Raw genomic sequence first — 14740 nt, 5'->3', positions numbered from 1 at the left:
CATATCAAAAAAACCGCTCGATTGAGCGGTTTTTTGCTTGATGCGGCTTTGATAAGATTGAAATTGGATAATTTTAAACCAGCAATCTTTTGACCGGCCCGTAACTGAGTCTATGCTCCGACGTCACTCCGTGCTCTGCCAGACGTGCAAGGTGCAAAGCAGTCGGGTAGCCTTTGTGCTGCGCAAATCCATACTGTGGATATAGTGCATCCAGCGCCAATAACGAAGCATCCCTGGCAGTTTTGGCGAGAATAGAAGCCGCTGAGATTTCGGCGACTTTACTATCACCTTTAATGATAGCTTCGCAGGGCAGATCAAATTTCGGGCTACGATTACCATCGACTTGAATCAGCGTGGCCTGTATCCCAAAATCCGTCACCATGGTTTGGTAGGCGCGCTGCATCGCCAGCATACTGGCTTGCAGGATATTGATTTCATCGATTTCCTGCGCGCTGACGCTGGCGACCCCCCAGGCCAGTGCATGTGTCTTGATTTCAATCGCGAGTGCATCACGCCTGGCTTCAGACAGTTTTTTGGAGTCTGCCAGGCCGGCAATGGGGCGTTCAGGATTAAGAATCACAGCAGCGGCATACACCGCACCGGCTAATGGCCCCCTGCCCGCTTCATCAATACCGCATAGTTTTATCATCATGCAGCAGGCAGGAACTGTTTGATGACCGCAGCGGCTTTTTGCGCACTGTTCTGTTTGAGTTGGGCGTGGATAGTACGGTACTTTTCACGCAACTCGGCCAAACCGGTTTTATCGGCCAGCAAGTTATACAGGGTTTGTGCGATCTGCTCGGGGTTAGCGTCCTTTTGCAGCAACTCCGGCACAATAAATTCTCCAGCGAGTACATTTGGCAAACCCACGTAAGGTTGTAACCGCATGCGCTTCAGCAGTTGCCAGCTCATGTTGGACATCTTGTAAGTGATGACCATAGGTTTTTTGAGCAAAGCAGCCTCCAGCGTAGCCGTGCCTGAAGCAACGACGATGGCATCGGCGGCGATCATGGCTTCGTGCGCATGGCCAAACATGATCTGCATATCAATCTGCACGTCTGGCTTTTGAGTCAGTAACTGATGCCAGGCATTCTGGAAGATATCACGTGTCTCACGCGTCACCAGTGGCACCAGGAATTGCACGCTTTTGCCATTCTCACGCATCAGGCGCTCAAAAGAAATCGCGCTTTCCAGCATCAGTTCAGCATGAAAAATCACTTCTGACTGGCGGCTGCCAGGCAGGAGCGCAATCACCACACTGTTCTTTTTCAATTTGAGTTTTTCGCGCATCTGCGGCACGTCCGGCTCCATAGGCAGTGCATCCGCCAACGGGTGACCAATATAGGTCACAGGCACGCCTACCTGCTGATAGAGCGCAGGTTCAAACGGGAACAATGCCAGAATATGCGACACCGCACGTTTGATACTGTGAATGCGATTCTTGCGCCAGGCCCAGATGGACGGGCTGACATAATGGATGGTGGCGATGCCTTTGGCCTTGAGTTTCTTCTCTAGCCAGAAATTGAAATCAGGCGCATCAATACCAATGAATACATCGGGTTTTTGTTTGAGGATCTGCTTGAGTAGCTCTTTGCGTAATTTCAGCAGGCCCCACAGGTGCCTGAGTACTTCCAGGTAACCGCGTACAGAAAGACGTTCTATCGGGTAAAGCGATTTCGCCCCGAGACTCATCATTTTGGGCCCTGCGATACCGAATATCTCGATGTCAGGGTGCAGTGATTTCAGTTCCTGGATCAGGTGATAACCCAGCAAGTCACCGGAGGCTTCGCCCGCCACCATTGCAATCTTCGCCATAGTTTTTTAAGTTAACGCACAATGCCGCGCGTGGTTTGCGCGAGAAAACGGGTCATCAGGCCAATCTCAGGGCAAGATTGTTCCATCGCGGCCAACGCCACTTTTGCTTCTTCGAATGACAAACCCTGACGATACAACACTTTGTAGGCGCGCTTGATCTGCTGGATGGCTTCTGCACTGTATCCACGACGTTTCAGGCCTTCGGCATTGATGCCATGCGGTTGCGCATCGTAACCAGCCGCGGTGACGTAAGGCGGAATATCCTTGAACACCACAGAACCAACGGCGGTAATGATGTGCTCGCCGATCTGGCAGAACTGGTGCACCAGGGTGAAGCCACCGAGGATGGCGTAATCGTAAATCGTCACGTGGCCAGCCAGCGAAGAATTATTGGCCATGATGGTGTGGTTACCGACGATACAATCATGCGCGATATGCACATAGGCCATGATCCAGTTATGGTCGCCAATTTTTGTCGTGCCTTTATCCTGGATGGTGCCGCGGTTAAATGTACAAAACTCGCGTATGGTATTGTGGTCGCCGATTTCCAGCAGGGTCGGTTCATCTTTGAATTTCTTGTCCTGCGGTTTGGCACCCAGGGAAGAAAATTGAAAAATCTCGTTGTGTTTTCCGATGGTGGTCGGGCCTTCTATCACCACATGTGAGCCGACCTTGGTGCCGGCATCTATACGCACACCGGCGCCAATAGTCGTGAAAGGCCCCACTTCCACTGAACTATCCAGTTCAGCTTTGGGGTCAATAATGGCAGTAGGATGGATCAGGCTTTGCATCTTTTAATTGTGTGCTGCATACCGCCAGCAAAATGGAGATAAGAGGTTATTTTTCAATTGCTTTGAGAATACACATCATGTTGGCTTCAGCCACCACTTCGTCAGCCACTTTGGCGACTGCATTGTATTTCCAGATGCCTTTAAGGATACGGTCTATCCTGACGTTCAGGATAATCTGGTCTCCGGGAGACACTGGTTTCTTGAAACGGACATTATCGATCCCGGCAAAGTAATACACAGAGTCGTTAGTCGGCTTGGTATTCATGGTTTTGAACGACAGGATGGCTGCCGCCTGTGCCATGGCCTCTACGATCAGCACACCTGGCATGACCGGATGATACGGGAAATGGCCTGGAAAGTATGGCTCATTCACTGAGACATTTTTTACCGCCACGATTTCTTTACCCAACTCTATCGACAGTACACGATCCACTAATACAAACGGGTAACGATGCGGCAGGTGTTCTAAAATCTCATGAATATCCATGCTATTCATTGCATTCTCAGCCATAAATTCTCTCAATCTTCTGTATGTTTTTTTATACTACTTATTGCTTGCTCAAGCTGCTTGAGCTTGAGGTTGGTTTGTTCCAAATGCCGGATATTTGCAGCTGTCCTTAGCCAGTCTTCATGTTTCTGGAAAGGCATCAGCGCAGTATAGGTACCCGGTTGCTGGATGGACCGCATGATCATGGAACCGGGTGATATCGTCACACCATCAACGATCTGCAGGTGGCCCAGTATCATCGCAGCGCCACCGATTTTACAGTGCTGCCCTATCACGGCGCTTCCAGCAATGCCTGTACAGCCTGCAATCACGGTATGCGCGCCAATGCGGACATTATGGGCGACCTGTATCAAATTGTCCAACTTCACACCATCTTCAATGACAGTATCATCCAAAGCGCCGCGGTCTATGGTGGTATTGGCACCGATATCGACATGGTTGCCTATCACCACGCGCCCTACTTGCGGTATTTTAACCCATTGGCCTTGTTCTTCGGCATAACCAAAACCATCATTTCCAATCACAGCCCCGGAAAAAACATGGCAATCATGACCAATGACTGTGCCATGTTTAATGACTACTCTCGGTTCCAAAATAGTATGCGCACCAATCGTGACATCATCCTCGATCACGCAGCCTGCACCGATGCGTACGCCTTTACCCAAAGTCACGCGATCGCCAATAGTGGCCATGGCATCAATGGTCAGGTCAGTTGGCAGCTTGGTTTCATAGCCAATCACAGCGCTGGCATGCACATGATGGGTATATTGCCTGGGCGGATTCAACAGCGCAGACAGTTTGGCAAAATAAGCGTAAGGATTGTCAGTCAGTATGCATGGTAATGTGGTCAGGTGCTGGTGCTCAGGGCGCAGGATAACCGCCGTGGCGAGTGTACTTTGCAGGGACTGCGTATATTTGGTGTCATTGAAAAAACTGATGGCACCAGCTTGCGCATGCGCCAGCGAGGACATGCGTGAGACTGTTATTTCCCGGGGAGTAGCGGTAGAAAGCCCAACATTGACTTCGCCACCCAATGACGCCGCAATGTCTTGCAATGAAAAAAGTTGCGCCATGGACTTATTTGACCTTAAAAATGCTTTCTTGCTTTATATCGCAAGCCTATTTCTTGCCCAGCAGCTTGAGTACTTTATCTGTAATGTCGATACGTTTGCTGGCGTATGCAATACCGCTGTAAGCAACCAGGTCATACCCTTCGCTTTCGGCGACGGTTTGCACGGCTTTATTGATACGCTCCTGCAACACAGCCAATTCTTCATTCTTGCGCAGGTTAATATCTTCGCGCAATTCACGCTGCTTGCTCTGGAATTCCAGGCGCATATTGTTCAACTGGCGTTCCTTGACACGGCGCTCTGACTCGTTGACATTGCTACGCTCATGATCCAACTGGGCTTCGATGTCACGAATCTGCTTTTGCAGTTTTTCCAGATCCAGCGAGCGAGGGCTGAATTCTTTTTCCAGCTTTTTACCGGTTTCTACCGTTTGCGGCGCTTCTTGCAGCAGCTTATCTACTTGCACGTAGCCCACTTTGAAATCAGCGGACCAGACGTGACCGCTCCATAGCAACAGGCTTAGCCACAACACCAAAATATTTCTCATGCAGCCATCCCTTTCCGCCCGGGCATTGTTGCTGATTTAACCCAGTCTGTCATTAAAACTGTTGTCCAAACTGGAACTGTAATGTTTGCGTATCGTCGTAATCTTTTTCTTTGAGCGGCTTGGCCAGCACCAGTTTCAAAGGACCAAACGGGGAAACCCAGGTCACACCAATACCGGTTGAGAACCGCAGGTATTCAGAATTGATCGCATCATCTTTACCGAACACACCACCGCCATCCAGGAACGCACTCAGCCTGAACTGGTTAGACTGCGATACAAAAGGTACAGGCATAAACAACTCAATATTACCCACCATCCGTTTTGTGCCACCAATAGCGAAATCTGACAATGTTGTCGGGTTCACGTCACGCGGGCCCAGTGAGGAGTTCAGGAAACCACGCACACTGTTCACACCACCGGCATAGAAGTTTTTAAAGAACGGATAGTTCTTATCACCATAACTGTTGGCATAGCCTGCTTCACCGTTGAGCATGAGGGTGAAATCCTTGCCGAGGTCTTTATACCAGCTATGCTGGTAGTTGATCTTATAGTACTGCAAGTCTAAACCTGGCAGGGAAACATCACCCGACAAGCGTTGCAGCACACCGCGACGTGGGAAAAGAATATTGTCACGCGAGTCATACGTCCAGCCAGCGTTAAGTACAATCGAGTTACTGCTACAACCACTGCTGTTTTCGCAGAAGCGCAAGTACTGGATAGGGCTGTCAGCGGATAAGTCAACACTGGTCATATCCAGCGTCACACCGGCACTGAGGAAATCCATTTCAGACATAGGCATGCCGAAACGCATCCCCACACCATATGACTGGCTGTTGTAAGTACCGACGTTCAGCGTCGAGGAGTTTCTTCTGCTGGTATCCACATCGCGGCGATAGACATCAAAGCCACGGCTGATGCCATCCGGCGTGTAATAAGGGTCGGTGTAAGACAATGAATACACCGTGTTGTAGCTACTGGTGTTCACTTGCAGTGCTACCCGGTTACCCGTGCCCAGGAAGTTAGGCTGGTTAACGTTAAAGCCCAGTACCACACCATCACTACTGGATAAACCAGCACCGAACTGTACGCTACCGGTCGCTTTTTCAGCCACCGTCACCGTCATATCCACCTGGTCGTTAATACCCGGGACAGATGGCGTTTCCAGTTCAACGCTGTCAAAGAAGTTCAGGCGCTGGATACGTTCTTTGGAACGTTTGATCTTATCGCCTGCATACCAGGCAGATTCCAGCTGGCGCATCTCACGGCGCACCACCGCATCACGTGTTCTGGTATTGCCTTGTACATTGATACGGCGTACATAGACTTTTTTACCTGGATCTACAAAGAAGGTAAAGGCAACTGTATGCTCAAGTTTGTTGATCTCAGGCACTGCGTTTACGTTGGCAAACGCATAGCCCTCTTCACCCAGCTTGTCATTGATGTTTTTGCTGGCATCTGTCACTTTTTGACGGTTAAACACATCACCGTCCTGAATATTGATCAGTTTCCGCAAATCTTCTTCAGGCAACAACATCTCACCGGCCAGCTTGGTTTTGCTGATGTTGTATTTTTCGCCTTCGGTAATATTGACGTTGATATACACATCACGCTTGTCTGGCGAAATCGATACCTGTGTTGAATCGATGGAAAACTCCAGGTAACCCTGGTTCATATAAAACGAACGCAGTGCTTCAAGGTCAGCCGTCAGTTTTTGTTTGGAATACTGGTCATCTTTATTCCACCAGCTCATCCAGTTTGGCGTGGTCAGCAAAAAGTTGGCGCGTAGATCTTCAGTGGTGAACAAGTGATTACCAACAATGTTGATATCACGGATTTTCGCAGCCGGGCCTTCTGTGATTTCAAACCGGATAGAAACACGGTTGCGTTCCAGCGGGCTGGAAACGGCTTTCACTTCGGCACTGTATTTACCTTGTGACAGGTATTGACGTTTGATTTCCTGCTCGGCACGGTCAAGTTGTGCTTTATCGAAGATCTGGCCTTCGGCAATGCCGATCTGCTTCAGGCCCTCTTTCATCTTATCGGTCGGGAAAGATTTGTTACCGCTGAAATCAATCTGTGAAATAGAAGGACGTTCCTGCACGGTCACCACCAGTACGTCACCGTCATTTTCAATACGTACATCCTTGAAAAAACCGGTGGAATACAGCGATTTGATCGCCTGTGCGGCCTTTTCATCACTCATCACATCACCTACCTGCATAGGCAGGTAATTAAACACCGTACCGGCTTCGGTACGTTGCAAGCCTTCTACACGAATATCAGAGATGACAAACGGCTCTGTCGCGTAGGCTTTCAGATGGATAATTGCTGTTAACAGGCACAACAATAACTTGGAACTAGACTTTATTCTCATTAACTATGCTCTCAACCTACCAGGTAACGATTAATGTCATTAAAAAACGCAATAAACATCAATGCACCCAATAACCCCAAACCAAGGCGCTGGCCAATCTCCAGCACCCTGTCAGGCAAAGGTTCTCCTCGAATCAATTCCGCCATATGATACAACAAATGCCCGCCATCCAATACTGGTATTGGTAGCAGATTCATGACTGCGATGCTGATACTCAGCAGTGCGATAAAGCCGATATACGGTTTAAGGCCCAAGCCTGCGGTTTCGCCTGCCGCATCCGCAATACTCACAGGGCCGCTGATCGATTTCAGCGATGCCTGCCCGGTGAGCATTTTACCTATCATTTTCAATGTGAACACAATCGTTTCCTGCACTCTATACACTGCACGCACCGCTGCTTCTGTCAGCGTGTAATGGCGTTCTATGCGATATGGCTTCAGGTCGACAGCATCCATATTGACACCTGCACCCAGGCGGCCGATTTTTTGCCCGGCTTCGACCACCGTTTCAGGCAGCAATTTAACCTGCAAGGTTTCGCTACCGCGCTGGTATTCCACTTTTAATGGCTGTGACGGGTTGGCTCTGACCAATTTGACGAACTGTTGCCAGTCTTCAACTGGCTTATTATTCACTCTGACAATATGGTCGCCAACCTGCAATCCACTCTTTTCGGCGACCGAGCCTGGCAGAATCTCCCCCACCACGGCAGGGATCACTGGCATCAGCATGGAAATACCCACTTTTTGCAAGACATCGCCCTCAGGCTCGCCAGGCAACTTGGACATGGCCAGCACATGCGTATGTGACTCGCCCTGCACCGTGCGCGTCACTACGTTAAGTGAGCGATGTGCCACCCAAGCCTCGAGCAACTGCCATTGCGCATCTTGCCAGGTACCTATCGGCTTGCCATCCAGGGAAACCACCAGGTCGCCTGAGCGTAACTTTGCTTGCGCCGCCAGTGAACCGGATTCTACTGGCCCGATGTAAGGTTTCAAACCCACTTCGCCCTGCGCGATCAGCCCCCAGTAACACACAAATGCCAACAATAAATTCGCCAATGGGCCGGCAAAGACAATCCACATTTTGGCGGCGACGTTTTGCCGGTCAAAAGCGCGGGACCAGTCGGGCATCGTCGCTGGAGATTCGTGGGACTCTAGCGACTCGCTGTCGCGGCTATCAAGCATTTTGACATAGCCGCCTAGCGGGATCCAGGATAACACCCATTGTGTGGACTGCGGCGTATGCTGATATTGGAAAATAGGCTTGCCAAAACCGATTGAAAACTTGAGCACCCTGACGCCACAGCTACGCGCAGCCAGATAATGGCCAAACTCGTGGATAGTGACCAGCACCCCGATAGCGACGATAAATGCCAATGCCGACATCATAGCGCGACCGCTTTATAGGCAGGTGCGATGGTCGTTTTGGCGATGGCTTTCTGGACACAGGCACGGGCCTGGGCATCGATTTCCAGTAATTGATCGATAGAAGTGACTTTTTCGACAGGCAGTTTTTGCAGCGTTTCATCTAGCAGCCGCGGAATATCCAGGTAATGAATGTCATCGCGCAGGAAAGCAGCGACGGCTACTTCATTGGCCGCATTGAGCACAGCTGGTGCGGTTCCGCTGGCGGCCAGGGCGTCATAGGCGAGTTGCAAACAGGGGAAACGGTCGGTATCAGGCGCTTCAAACTCCAGTTTAGCGATCTCCACCAGACTTAATGGTTTCACGCCAGAGGCAATGCGCTCAGGGTAACCAAGGCCATAGGCAATCGGCGTGCGCATATCCGGGTTACCCAATTGCGCCAGGATGCTGCCATCGACATACGACACCATGGAGTGAATCACGCTTTGCGGATGCACCACCACTTCAATCTGTTGCGGGCGTGCATTGAATAGCCAATGCGCCTCTATCACTTCCAGGCCCTTGTTCATCAGGGTAGAAGAATCAACGGTGATCTTTGCGCCCATCACCCAGTTTGGATGCTGCAACGCCAATGCGGGGGTCACTTCAGCCAGCTGCGCCTTGCTGTAGCAGCGAAACGGCCCGCCGGAAGCGGTGAGGATGATCTGGTTCACACCGACATCCGCCAGATCATCATACGGCTGACCCGGCATCGCCTGGAAGATGGCGTTATGTTCGCTATCTATCGGCAGCAAAGTCGCCTGCCCCTGCTTAACTGCATCCATAAATAGCTGGCCAGCCATCACCAGCGTTTCTTTATTGGCGAGCAATATTTTTTTGCCTGCCCTGGCGGCGGCCAGCGCAGGCAGCAACCCGGCAGCGCCAACGATAGCGGCCATCACGGCATGTACAGCGTCGTGCGCCGAGACCTCGATCAGGCCTTCCACACCGGAAAGCACTTCAATGTCAAAGCCTTCGGCTTGCAATCGATGACGCAATCGTTGCGCAGCCTCTGCATCCTGCATCACCGCATATTGCGGCTGGTAACGCACACATTGCTGCAACATGGCGTCCACATTCTGGTGTGCAGTCAGGGCGAACACGGCATACCTGTCGGCATGCTGTGAAATCACATCCAGCGTCTGCTGACCGATGGTGCCTGTACTACCCAATATGGTGACGTATTGCAAAGTGGCCTTTTAAAATGAATAAGTCTGTTGCCAGTAATGAAACCAGAACACCAGGCACAAGCCGACCGGCAGGGCCGGGATCACACCATCGACACGGTCTAATAATCCGCCATGCCCAGGCAAGAATTGCCCGCTGTCTTTCAAATTGGCACGACGCTTGAAAAAGGATTCAAATAAATCGCCGTATATGCCGACAATCGTGATCACCCACAGGCCCGGCAATACCCACCAGGTTGCTACTGCTCCGGTGGCTTTCAAAGTGACAGCATACACCGCAACGGCCAGCAAAGCACCCAGCACGCCTTCCCAGGTTTTACCCGGACTAATGGCCGGTGCCAGTTTATGCCGCCCGAACTGCTTGCCGAAAAAGTAAGCCGCGCTGTCTGCCAGCCAGATGGTAGAAATAATCACCAGCAAGACGTAAGGATTGATTTCCTGCGCCGTGACCAAAGCCATCCACAACGACAGCATCAAACACCAGCCGAGAAAAAGATTCACCAGCCGCTGTTTAAAAAAAGTGTTAAAAAACATCGCTACTGGCACAACAACCAACCAGAAAAAAGTCATTCCCATAAACACTTGCAGGGCACGATAAAAAAACCAGTGGAAGCCCCATTGCTGCAACAACACCAGCAGACTGACGCCAGTGACTGTAGAAATGGCCAGGTAAATGCGTGTCTGCAGCGGGCTTAACTCCAGAAAGCCTGCCCATTCACGCAGACAGACCAGCGTCAGCAGCAGCATGGCAGACGCCCACCATAGCATAGGCAGGAAAAACAACGCCGGGAGAAATAGCCCCAGCAACACAAGTGCCGTAATGACTCTGGTTTTCAACATAGATTAAGAGGGGTTGCTATCGGTGCTGAATTGTTCACTGGTGCGCCCGAAACGACGCTCGCGTTGACGATAGGAAGCCAATGCTTCCTCAAACGCCGCATCATCGAAATCAGGCCATAAAGTGGGCGTGAAATGAAGCTCAGTATAGGCCAGCTGCCATAACAGGAAATTGCTGATACGCGTCTCACCGCCGGTGCGGATAAACAGATCCGGCTCGGGTGCATAAGGCATGGAAAGGTAAGGAGTCAGGTCAGACTCACTGATTTCCGTGACCTGGCCAGGATTAGCTTGTAATAACGTATTCACCGCATTGACCACATCCCAGCGGCCGCCATAGTTCACCGCGATCGAGAGCGTTAGCCCGGTGTTAGCCGCGGTTTTTTGTTCGGCTTCCAGCATTTTCTGCTGCAACACTTCATTAAACAGGCTACGGTCGCCAATCAGTTTGAGGATGATATTGGCCTCATGCAGTTTGCTGACTTCGCGCTCCAGGGCTTCCAGAAACAAGCCCATCAGGAAAGTCACTTCTTCAGGAGGACGGCGCCAGTTTTCACTGCTAAACGCAAACAAGGTGAGAAATTTGATATCCAGGCGCACGCAGGCTTTCACCAATTGCCTGACAGACTCCAGGCCGCGCTGGTGACCCGCTACCCGGGGTAAGAATCGTTTTTTTGCCCAACGTCCATTCCCATCCATAATCACCGCCACATGTTGTGGCAGCTCATTGGTGTAGGGGACCTGCTTGGTAGAACTGGAAAAGAAACCCAAAATATTTACGCTCAGCCAGATAGCAGCTTACACTGCCATCAAATCGGTTTCTTTTTGTTGTAGCAGTTTATCGACTTCAGCGACGGCTTTATCGGTCATTTTTTGCACTTCGTCTTGTGCGCGATGCTCATCATCTTCTGAAATCGCTTTGTCTTTCACCAGCTTTTTCAAAGCATCGTTGGCATCACGACGCACATTGCGAATGGCTACTTTCGCGCCTTCACCTTCGGTGCGCACGATCTTGGTCAAATCCTTGCGGCGTTCTTCCGTGAGCATAGGCATAGGCACGCGGATCAAATCGCCATTGGTGGCCGGGTTCAGGCCTAGGTCACTGTCGCGGATGGCTTTTTCAACCTTGGCAATCATGTTTTTCTCATAAGGCTGCACGTTGATGGTACGCGCATCGCCCAGGTTGACGTTGGCGACCTGGTTGACCGCCACATATGAGCCATAGTATTCCACCATCACATGATCCAACAGGCCGGCATGCGCACGTCCGGTACGCACTTTCGCCAGGTCAGTCCTTAATGATTCCAGTGACTTTTGCATTTTCTGCTCAGCAGACTTTTTAATTTCTTCAACCATGGTTGCTCTCCAATCTCGCTTTACTTCTACACACCCCAGTGGCTTTAAGCCCTGACGCGTGTGCCTTCATTCTCACCCAGGATCACGCTTTTCAGGGCGCCTTCCTTGAAAATACTGAATACCGCAATCGGCATTTTCTGGTCCCTGCACAAGGTGAATGCCGTGGCATCCATCACTTTCAGGTTTTTATTGATCGCTTCATCGTAAGACACAGTGTCATAACGGGTCGCGGTAGGGTCTTTTTTCGGGTCAGCCGTGTAAATACCATCCACCTTGGTGGCTTTTAATACGATTTCCGCATCGATTTCCACACCACGCAGGGCTGCTGCCGTATCGGTAGTGAAGAAAGGGTTGCCAGTACCGGCGCCAAAAATCACGACCTTGCCTTCTTCCAGGTAACGAATCGCTTTGCCGCGAATGTATGGCTCAGCCACGGCTTCAATATTCAGCGCACTTTGTACGCGCGCAGCCACGCCTGCATGCTTCATGGCATCCTGCAACGCCATGGCATTCATGACCGTCGCCAGCATGCCCATATAATCCGCGGTAGCGCGGTCCATACCTTCGGCTGCGGGTGCGATGCCGCGGAAAATATTACCGCCACCGATCACGATACCGACTTGCACGCCCATGTCGACGATTTCTTTGACTTGCAAGACAATCGCATTCACCGTCTCACGATTGATGCCGTAAGCATCATCGCCCATCAGCGCTTCACCGGATAACTTGAGGAGAACACGCTTAAAAACAGGTTGTGCCATTGCTATTTTTCCCAAACTCAAAATGTGCCTATTTAATCACAAAACACGGTTTCTTGGGCCGTAAACCGACCCCTTACGCATAAAAAAAGTGGAATCCACGGATTCCACTTTTTATTGTCAGCGTTTTAAAGCGATTAAACTTTAGCTGCTGCCGCTACTTCAGCTGCATAATCCACAACCGCTTTTTCAATGCCCTCGCCCACCACATACATGGTGAATGAAGCAACAGAAGCATTGTTCGCTTTCAACAATTGCTCAATAGACAGTTTGTCATCCTTCACAAAAGTCTGGCTTAACAGTGTGACTTCTTTCAAGAACTTCTGCACGGTACCTTCAGCGATTTTTTCCAGCATGGCTTCTGGCTTGCCAGCTTCCTTGGCTTTTTCAATCGCAACACGGCGCTCAGCATCGATCAATGCAGCATCAACGCCACTAGCATCCAGTGATTTTGGTTTTGCAGCCGCAATGTGCATGGCGATATCTTTACCCAAAGTCTCGTCACCACCTACCAGGTCCACCAGCACACCGATTTTGCTACCGTGTACATAGCTAAACAATTGGCCTTTGGCTTCAGTACGCACAAAACGGCGTGGCGTGATGTTTTCGCCAATTTTACCAACCAGTTGCGCACGCACAGCTTCAACGGTTTCACCACGCAAAGGCACGGTACCAACCGCGTCGATGTTAGCCGGGTTATTTTCGTTCACGACTTGTGCCAGGTCACCGACAAACTTCAGGAACTCTTCGTTTTTAGCACAGAAGTCTGTTTCTGAGTTCACTTCGATCAAAGTGCCCAGTTTGCCATCAGCAGCGATGCTGATACCAACCGTACCTTCAGCAGCAACACGGCCAGCAGCTTTGCTTGCTTTGTTACCAAAACGCACACGCAGAATCTCTTCAGCACGTGTCAGATCGCCTTCAGCTTCAGTCAATGCTTTTTTACAGTCCATCATTGGGGCATCGGTGCGCTCACGTAACTCTTTCACCATGCCTGCGGTAATTTCAGCCATTTACTACTCCTTTTGTTAGGATTCCTGCTTGAGGATTTACTAAATATTCTTTATCAACAATACACTGACTGTGTGTCAGCCATATTGCATGCGATGCCAATAGAAAAAGGGGCGCATAGCCCCTTTTTTCGCTGCGAGTGATTACTCGGCAACAGCCTCTGTAGGCGCTACTGCTGGTGCTGTTTCTTCTTGCGCAGCTTTCACGATTTCAGAAATCGCGTTAGCACGGCCTTCCAACACTGCATCAGCCATACCACGTGCGTACAAACGAATCGCGCGGGATGAGTCATCGTTACCAGGAATCACGTAAGTGATGCCATCTGGTGAGTTGTTGGTATCGACGATACCAATCACTGGAATACCCAGTTTGCGTGCTTCAGTGATAGCGCCGCTTTCATGACCAACGTCGATCACGAAAATCGCATCTGGCAAGCCGCCCATTTCTTTAATACCACCGATGGAACGCTCGAGTTTTTCGATCTCGCGCTTGATGCCCAAAGCTTCTTTTTTACCGAATTTCTCGATGCTGCCATCTTGCAACATGTTTTCGAACTCGGTTAAACGCTTGATAGACTGTTTAACAGTTTTGAAGTTAGTCAGCATACCACCCAACCAACGGTGGTTCACGTACGAGCAGCTGGCACGTTGTGCTTCTTCTTTTACGATATCGCGGGCTTGACGCTTAGTGCCTACGAACAGGATACGACCTTTGTTTGCTGCCAGGGTACGCACGTATTTTTGCGCATCTTCAAACAGTGGCAGGGTTTTTTCAAGGTTAACGATATGGATTTTGTTACGATCACCAAAAATGAACTCAGCCATTTTCGGGTTCCAGTAACGAGTCTGGTGACCAAAGTGAACACCAGCCTCCAACATTTGACGCATAGTCACTGACATAATAAGTCTTTCTATTTCAAAGGGTTATTCATTCACATGCATTCAATAACACCCTTGCGGGCACCCTATGTGAATACATGCCAAGTTAATTGACCAAAAAGTCAATCCGCAATTATATGGCAGAAAACGCTTGTTTTCAAGCACTTACCACGATTATTCATACGGAAGGGGTGTCCCCGTCAGG

At 50.2% G+C, this 14740-nt stretch carries 15 protein-coding genes; all 15 read right to left on the bottom strand.

Features of this window, described 5'->3' with window-relative positions:
• Positions 1 to 73: 73 nt before the first annotated feature.
• Entirely contained in the window at positions 74 to 649 is a 576-nt protein-coding gene (gene rnhB / locus ACSSVF_RS09240; RefSeq protein ID WP_492406335.1) for a ribonuclease HII, read from the bottom strand.
• Positions 649 to 1815 (bottom strand): lipid-A-disaccharide synthase, encoded by a 1167-nt coding sequence (gene lpxB, locus ACSSVF_RS09235; protein ID WP_492403036.1) that lies wholly within the window; start codon positions 1813 to 1815, stop codon positions 649 to 651. The genes rnhB and lpxB overlap by 1 nt, the downstream gene beginning before the upstream one ends.
• A gap of 11 nt (positions 1816 to 1826) precedes the next feature.
• Positions 1827 to 2606 (bottom strand): acyl-ACP--UDP-N-acetylglucosamine O-acyltransferase, encoded by a 780-nt coding sequence (gene lpxA / locus ACSSVF_RS09230; RefSeq protein ID WP_379056263.1) that lies wholly within the window; start codon positions 2604 to 2606, stop codon positions 1827 to 1829.
• Between the two features lie 46 nt (positions 2607 to 2652).
• Positions 2653 to 3117: a 3-hydroxyacyl-ACP dehydratase FabZ gene (gene fabZ / locus ACSSVF_RS09225; RefSeq protein ID WP_492403035.1), complete on the bottom strand. Its 465-nt coding sequence runs from the start codon at positions 3115 to 3117 to the stop codon at positions 2653 to 2655.
• A gap of 8 nt (positions 3118 to 3125) precedes the next feature.
• Positions 3126 to 4187, bottom strand: coding sequence for a UDP-3-O-(3-hydroxymyristoyl)glucosamine N-acyltransferase (gene lpxD, locus ACSSVF_RS09220; RefSeq protein ID WP_492403034.1), 1062 nt, complete (start codon positions 4185 to 4187; stop codon positions 3126 to 3128).
• A 46-nt stretch (positions 4188 to 4233) separates the two neighbouring features.
• Positions 4234 to 4731 carry an OmpH/Skp family outer membrane protein gene (locus ACSSVF_RS09215; protein WP_492403033.1) on the bottom strand — a complete coding sequence of 166 codons (498 nt, stop codon included), beginning with the start codon at positions 4729 to 4731 and terminating at the stop codon, positions 4234 to 4236.
• Positions 4732 to 4783: 52 nt separating this feature from the next.
• Positions 4784 to 7105, bottom strand: coding sequence for an outer membrane protein assembly factor BamA (gene bamA, locus ACSSVF_RS09210; protein WP_492403032.1), 2322 nt, complete (start codon positions 7103 to 7105; stop codon positions 4784 to 4786).
• An 11-nt stretch (positions 7106 to 7116) separates the two neighbouring features.
• Complete coding sequence (gene rseP, locus ACSSVF_RS09205; protein WP_492403028.1) at positions 7117 to 8493, bottom strand: RIP metalloprotease RseP; 1377 nt, start codon at positions 8491 to 8493, stop codon at positions 7117 to 7119.
• Positions 8490 to 9698 (bottom strand): 1-deoxy-D-xylulose-5-phosphate reductoisomerase, encoded by a 1209-nt coding sequence (ispC, locus tag ACSSVF_RS09200; RefSeq protein WP_492403026.1) that lies wholly within the window; start codon positions 9696 to 9698, stop codon positions 8490 to 8492. The genes rseP and ispC overlap by 4 nt, the downstream gene beginning before the upstream one ends.
• Before the next feature lie 9 nt (positions 9699 to 9707).
• Positions 9708 to 10535 carry a phosphatidate cytidylyltransferase gene (locus tag ACSSVF_RS09195; RefSeq protein WP_492403025.1) on the bottom strand — a complete coding sequence of 276 codons (828 nt, stop codon included), beginning with the start codon at positions 10533 to 10535 and terminating at the stop codon, positions 9708 to 9710.
• A gap of 3 nt (positions 10536 to 10538) precedes the next feature.
• A complete protein-coding gene (gene uppS / locus ACSSVF_RS09190; RefSeq protein WP_492403023.1) occupies positions 10539 to 11303 on the bottom strand; it encodes a polyprenyl diphosphate synthase in 765 nt (254 codons plus the stop codon).
• Positions 11304 to 11330: 27 nt separating this feature from the next.
• A complete protein-coding gene (frr, locus tag ACSSVF_RS09185; RefSeq protein ID WP_379056275.1) occupies positions 11331 to 11888 on the bottom strand; it encodes a ribosome recycling factor in 558 nt (185 codons plus the stop codon).
• Positions 11889 to 11932: 44 nt separating this feature from the next.
• Entirely contained in the window at positions 11933 to 12649 is a 717-nt protein-coding gene (gene pyrH / locus ACSSVF_RS09180; protein ID WP_492403020.1) for a UMP kinase, read from the bottom strand.
• 134 nt (positions 12650 to 12783) lie between these two features.
• On the bottom strand, positions 12784 to 13659 hold the full coding sequence (gene tsf / locus ACSSVF_RS09175; protein WP_492403018.1) for a translation elongation factor Ts: 876 nt from the start codon (positions 13657 to 13659) through the stop codon (positions 12784 to 12786).
• Between the two features lie 141 nt (positions 13660 to 13800).
• On the bottom strand, positions 13801 to 14556 hold the full coding sequence (gene rpsB / locus ACSSVF_RS09170) for a 30S ribosomal protein S2 (protein WP_492403016.1): 756 nt from the start codon (positions 14554 to 14556) through the stop codon (positions 13801 to 13803).
• Positions 14557 to 14740: the final 184 nt, after the last annotated feature.

It is taken from the genome of Methylophilus sp. E2MeOHC9 (assembly GCF_058744375.1).
Note: the sequence above shows the minus strand (reverse complement) of the source record. Positions and strands in the feature narration are given on the sequence as shown.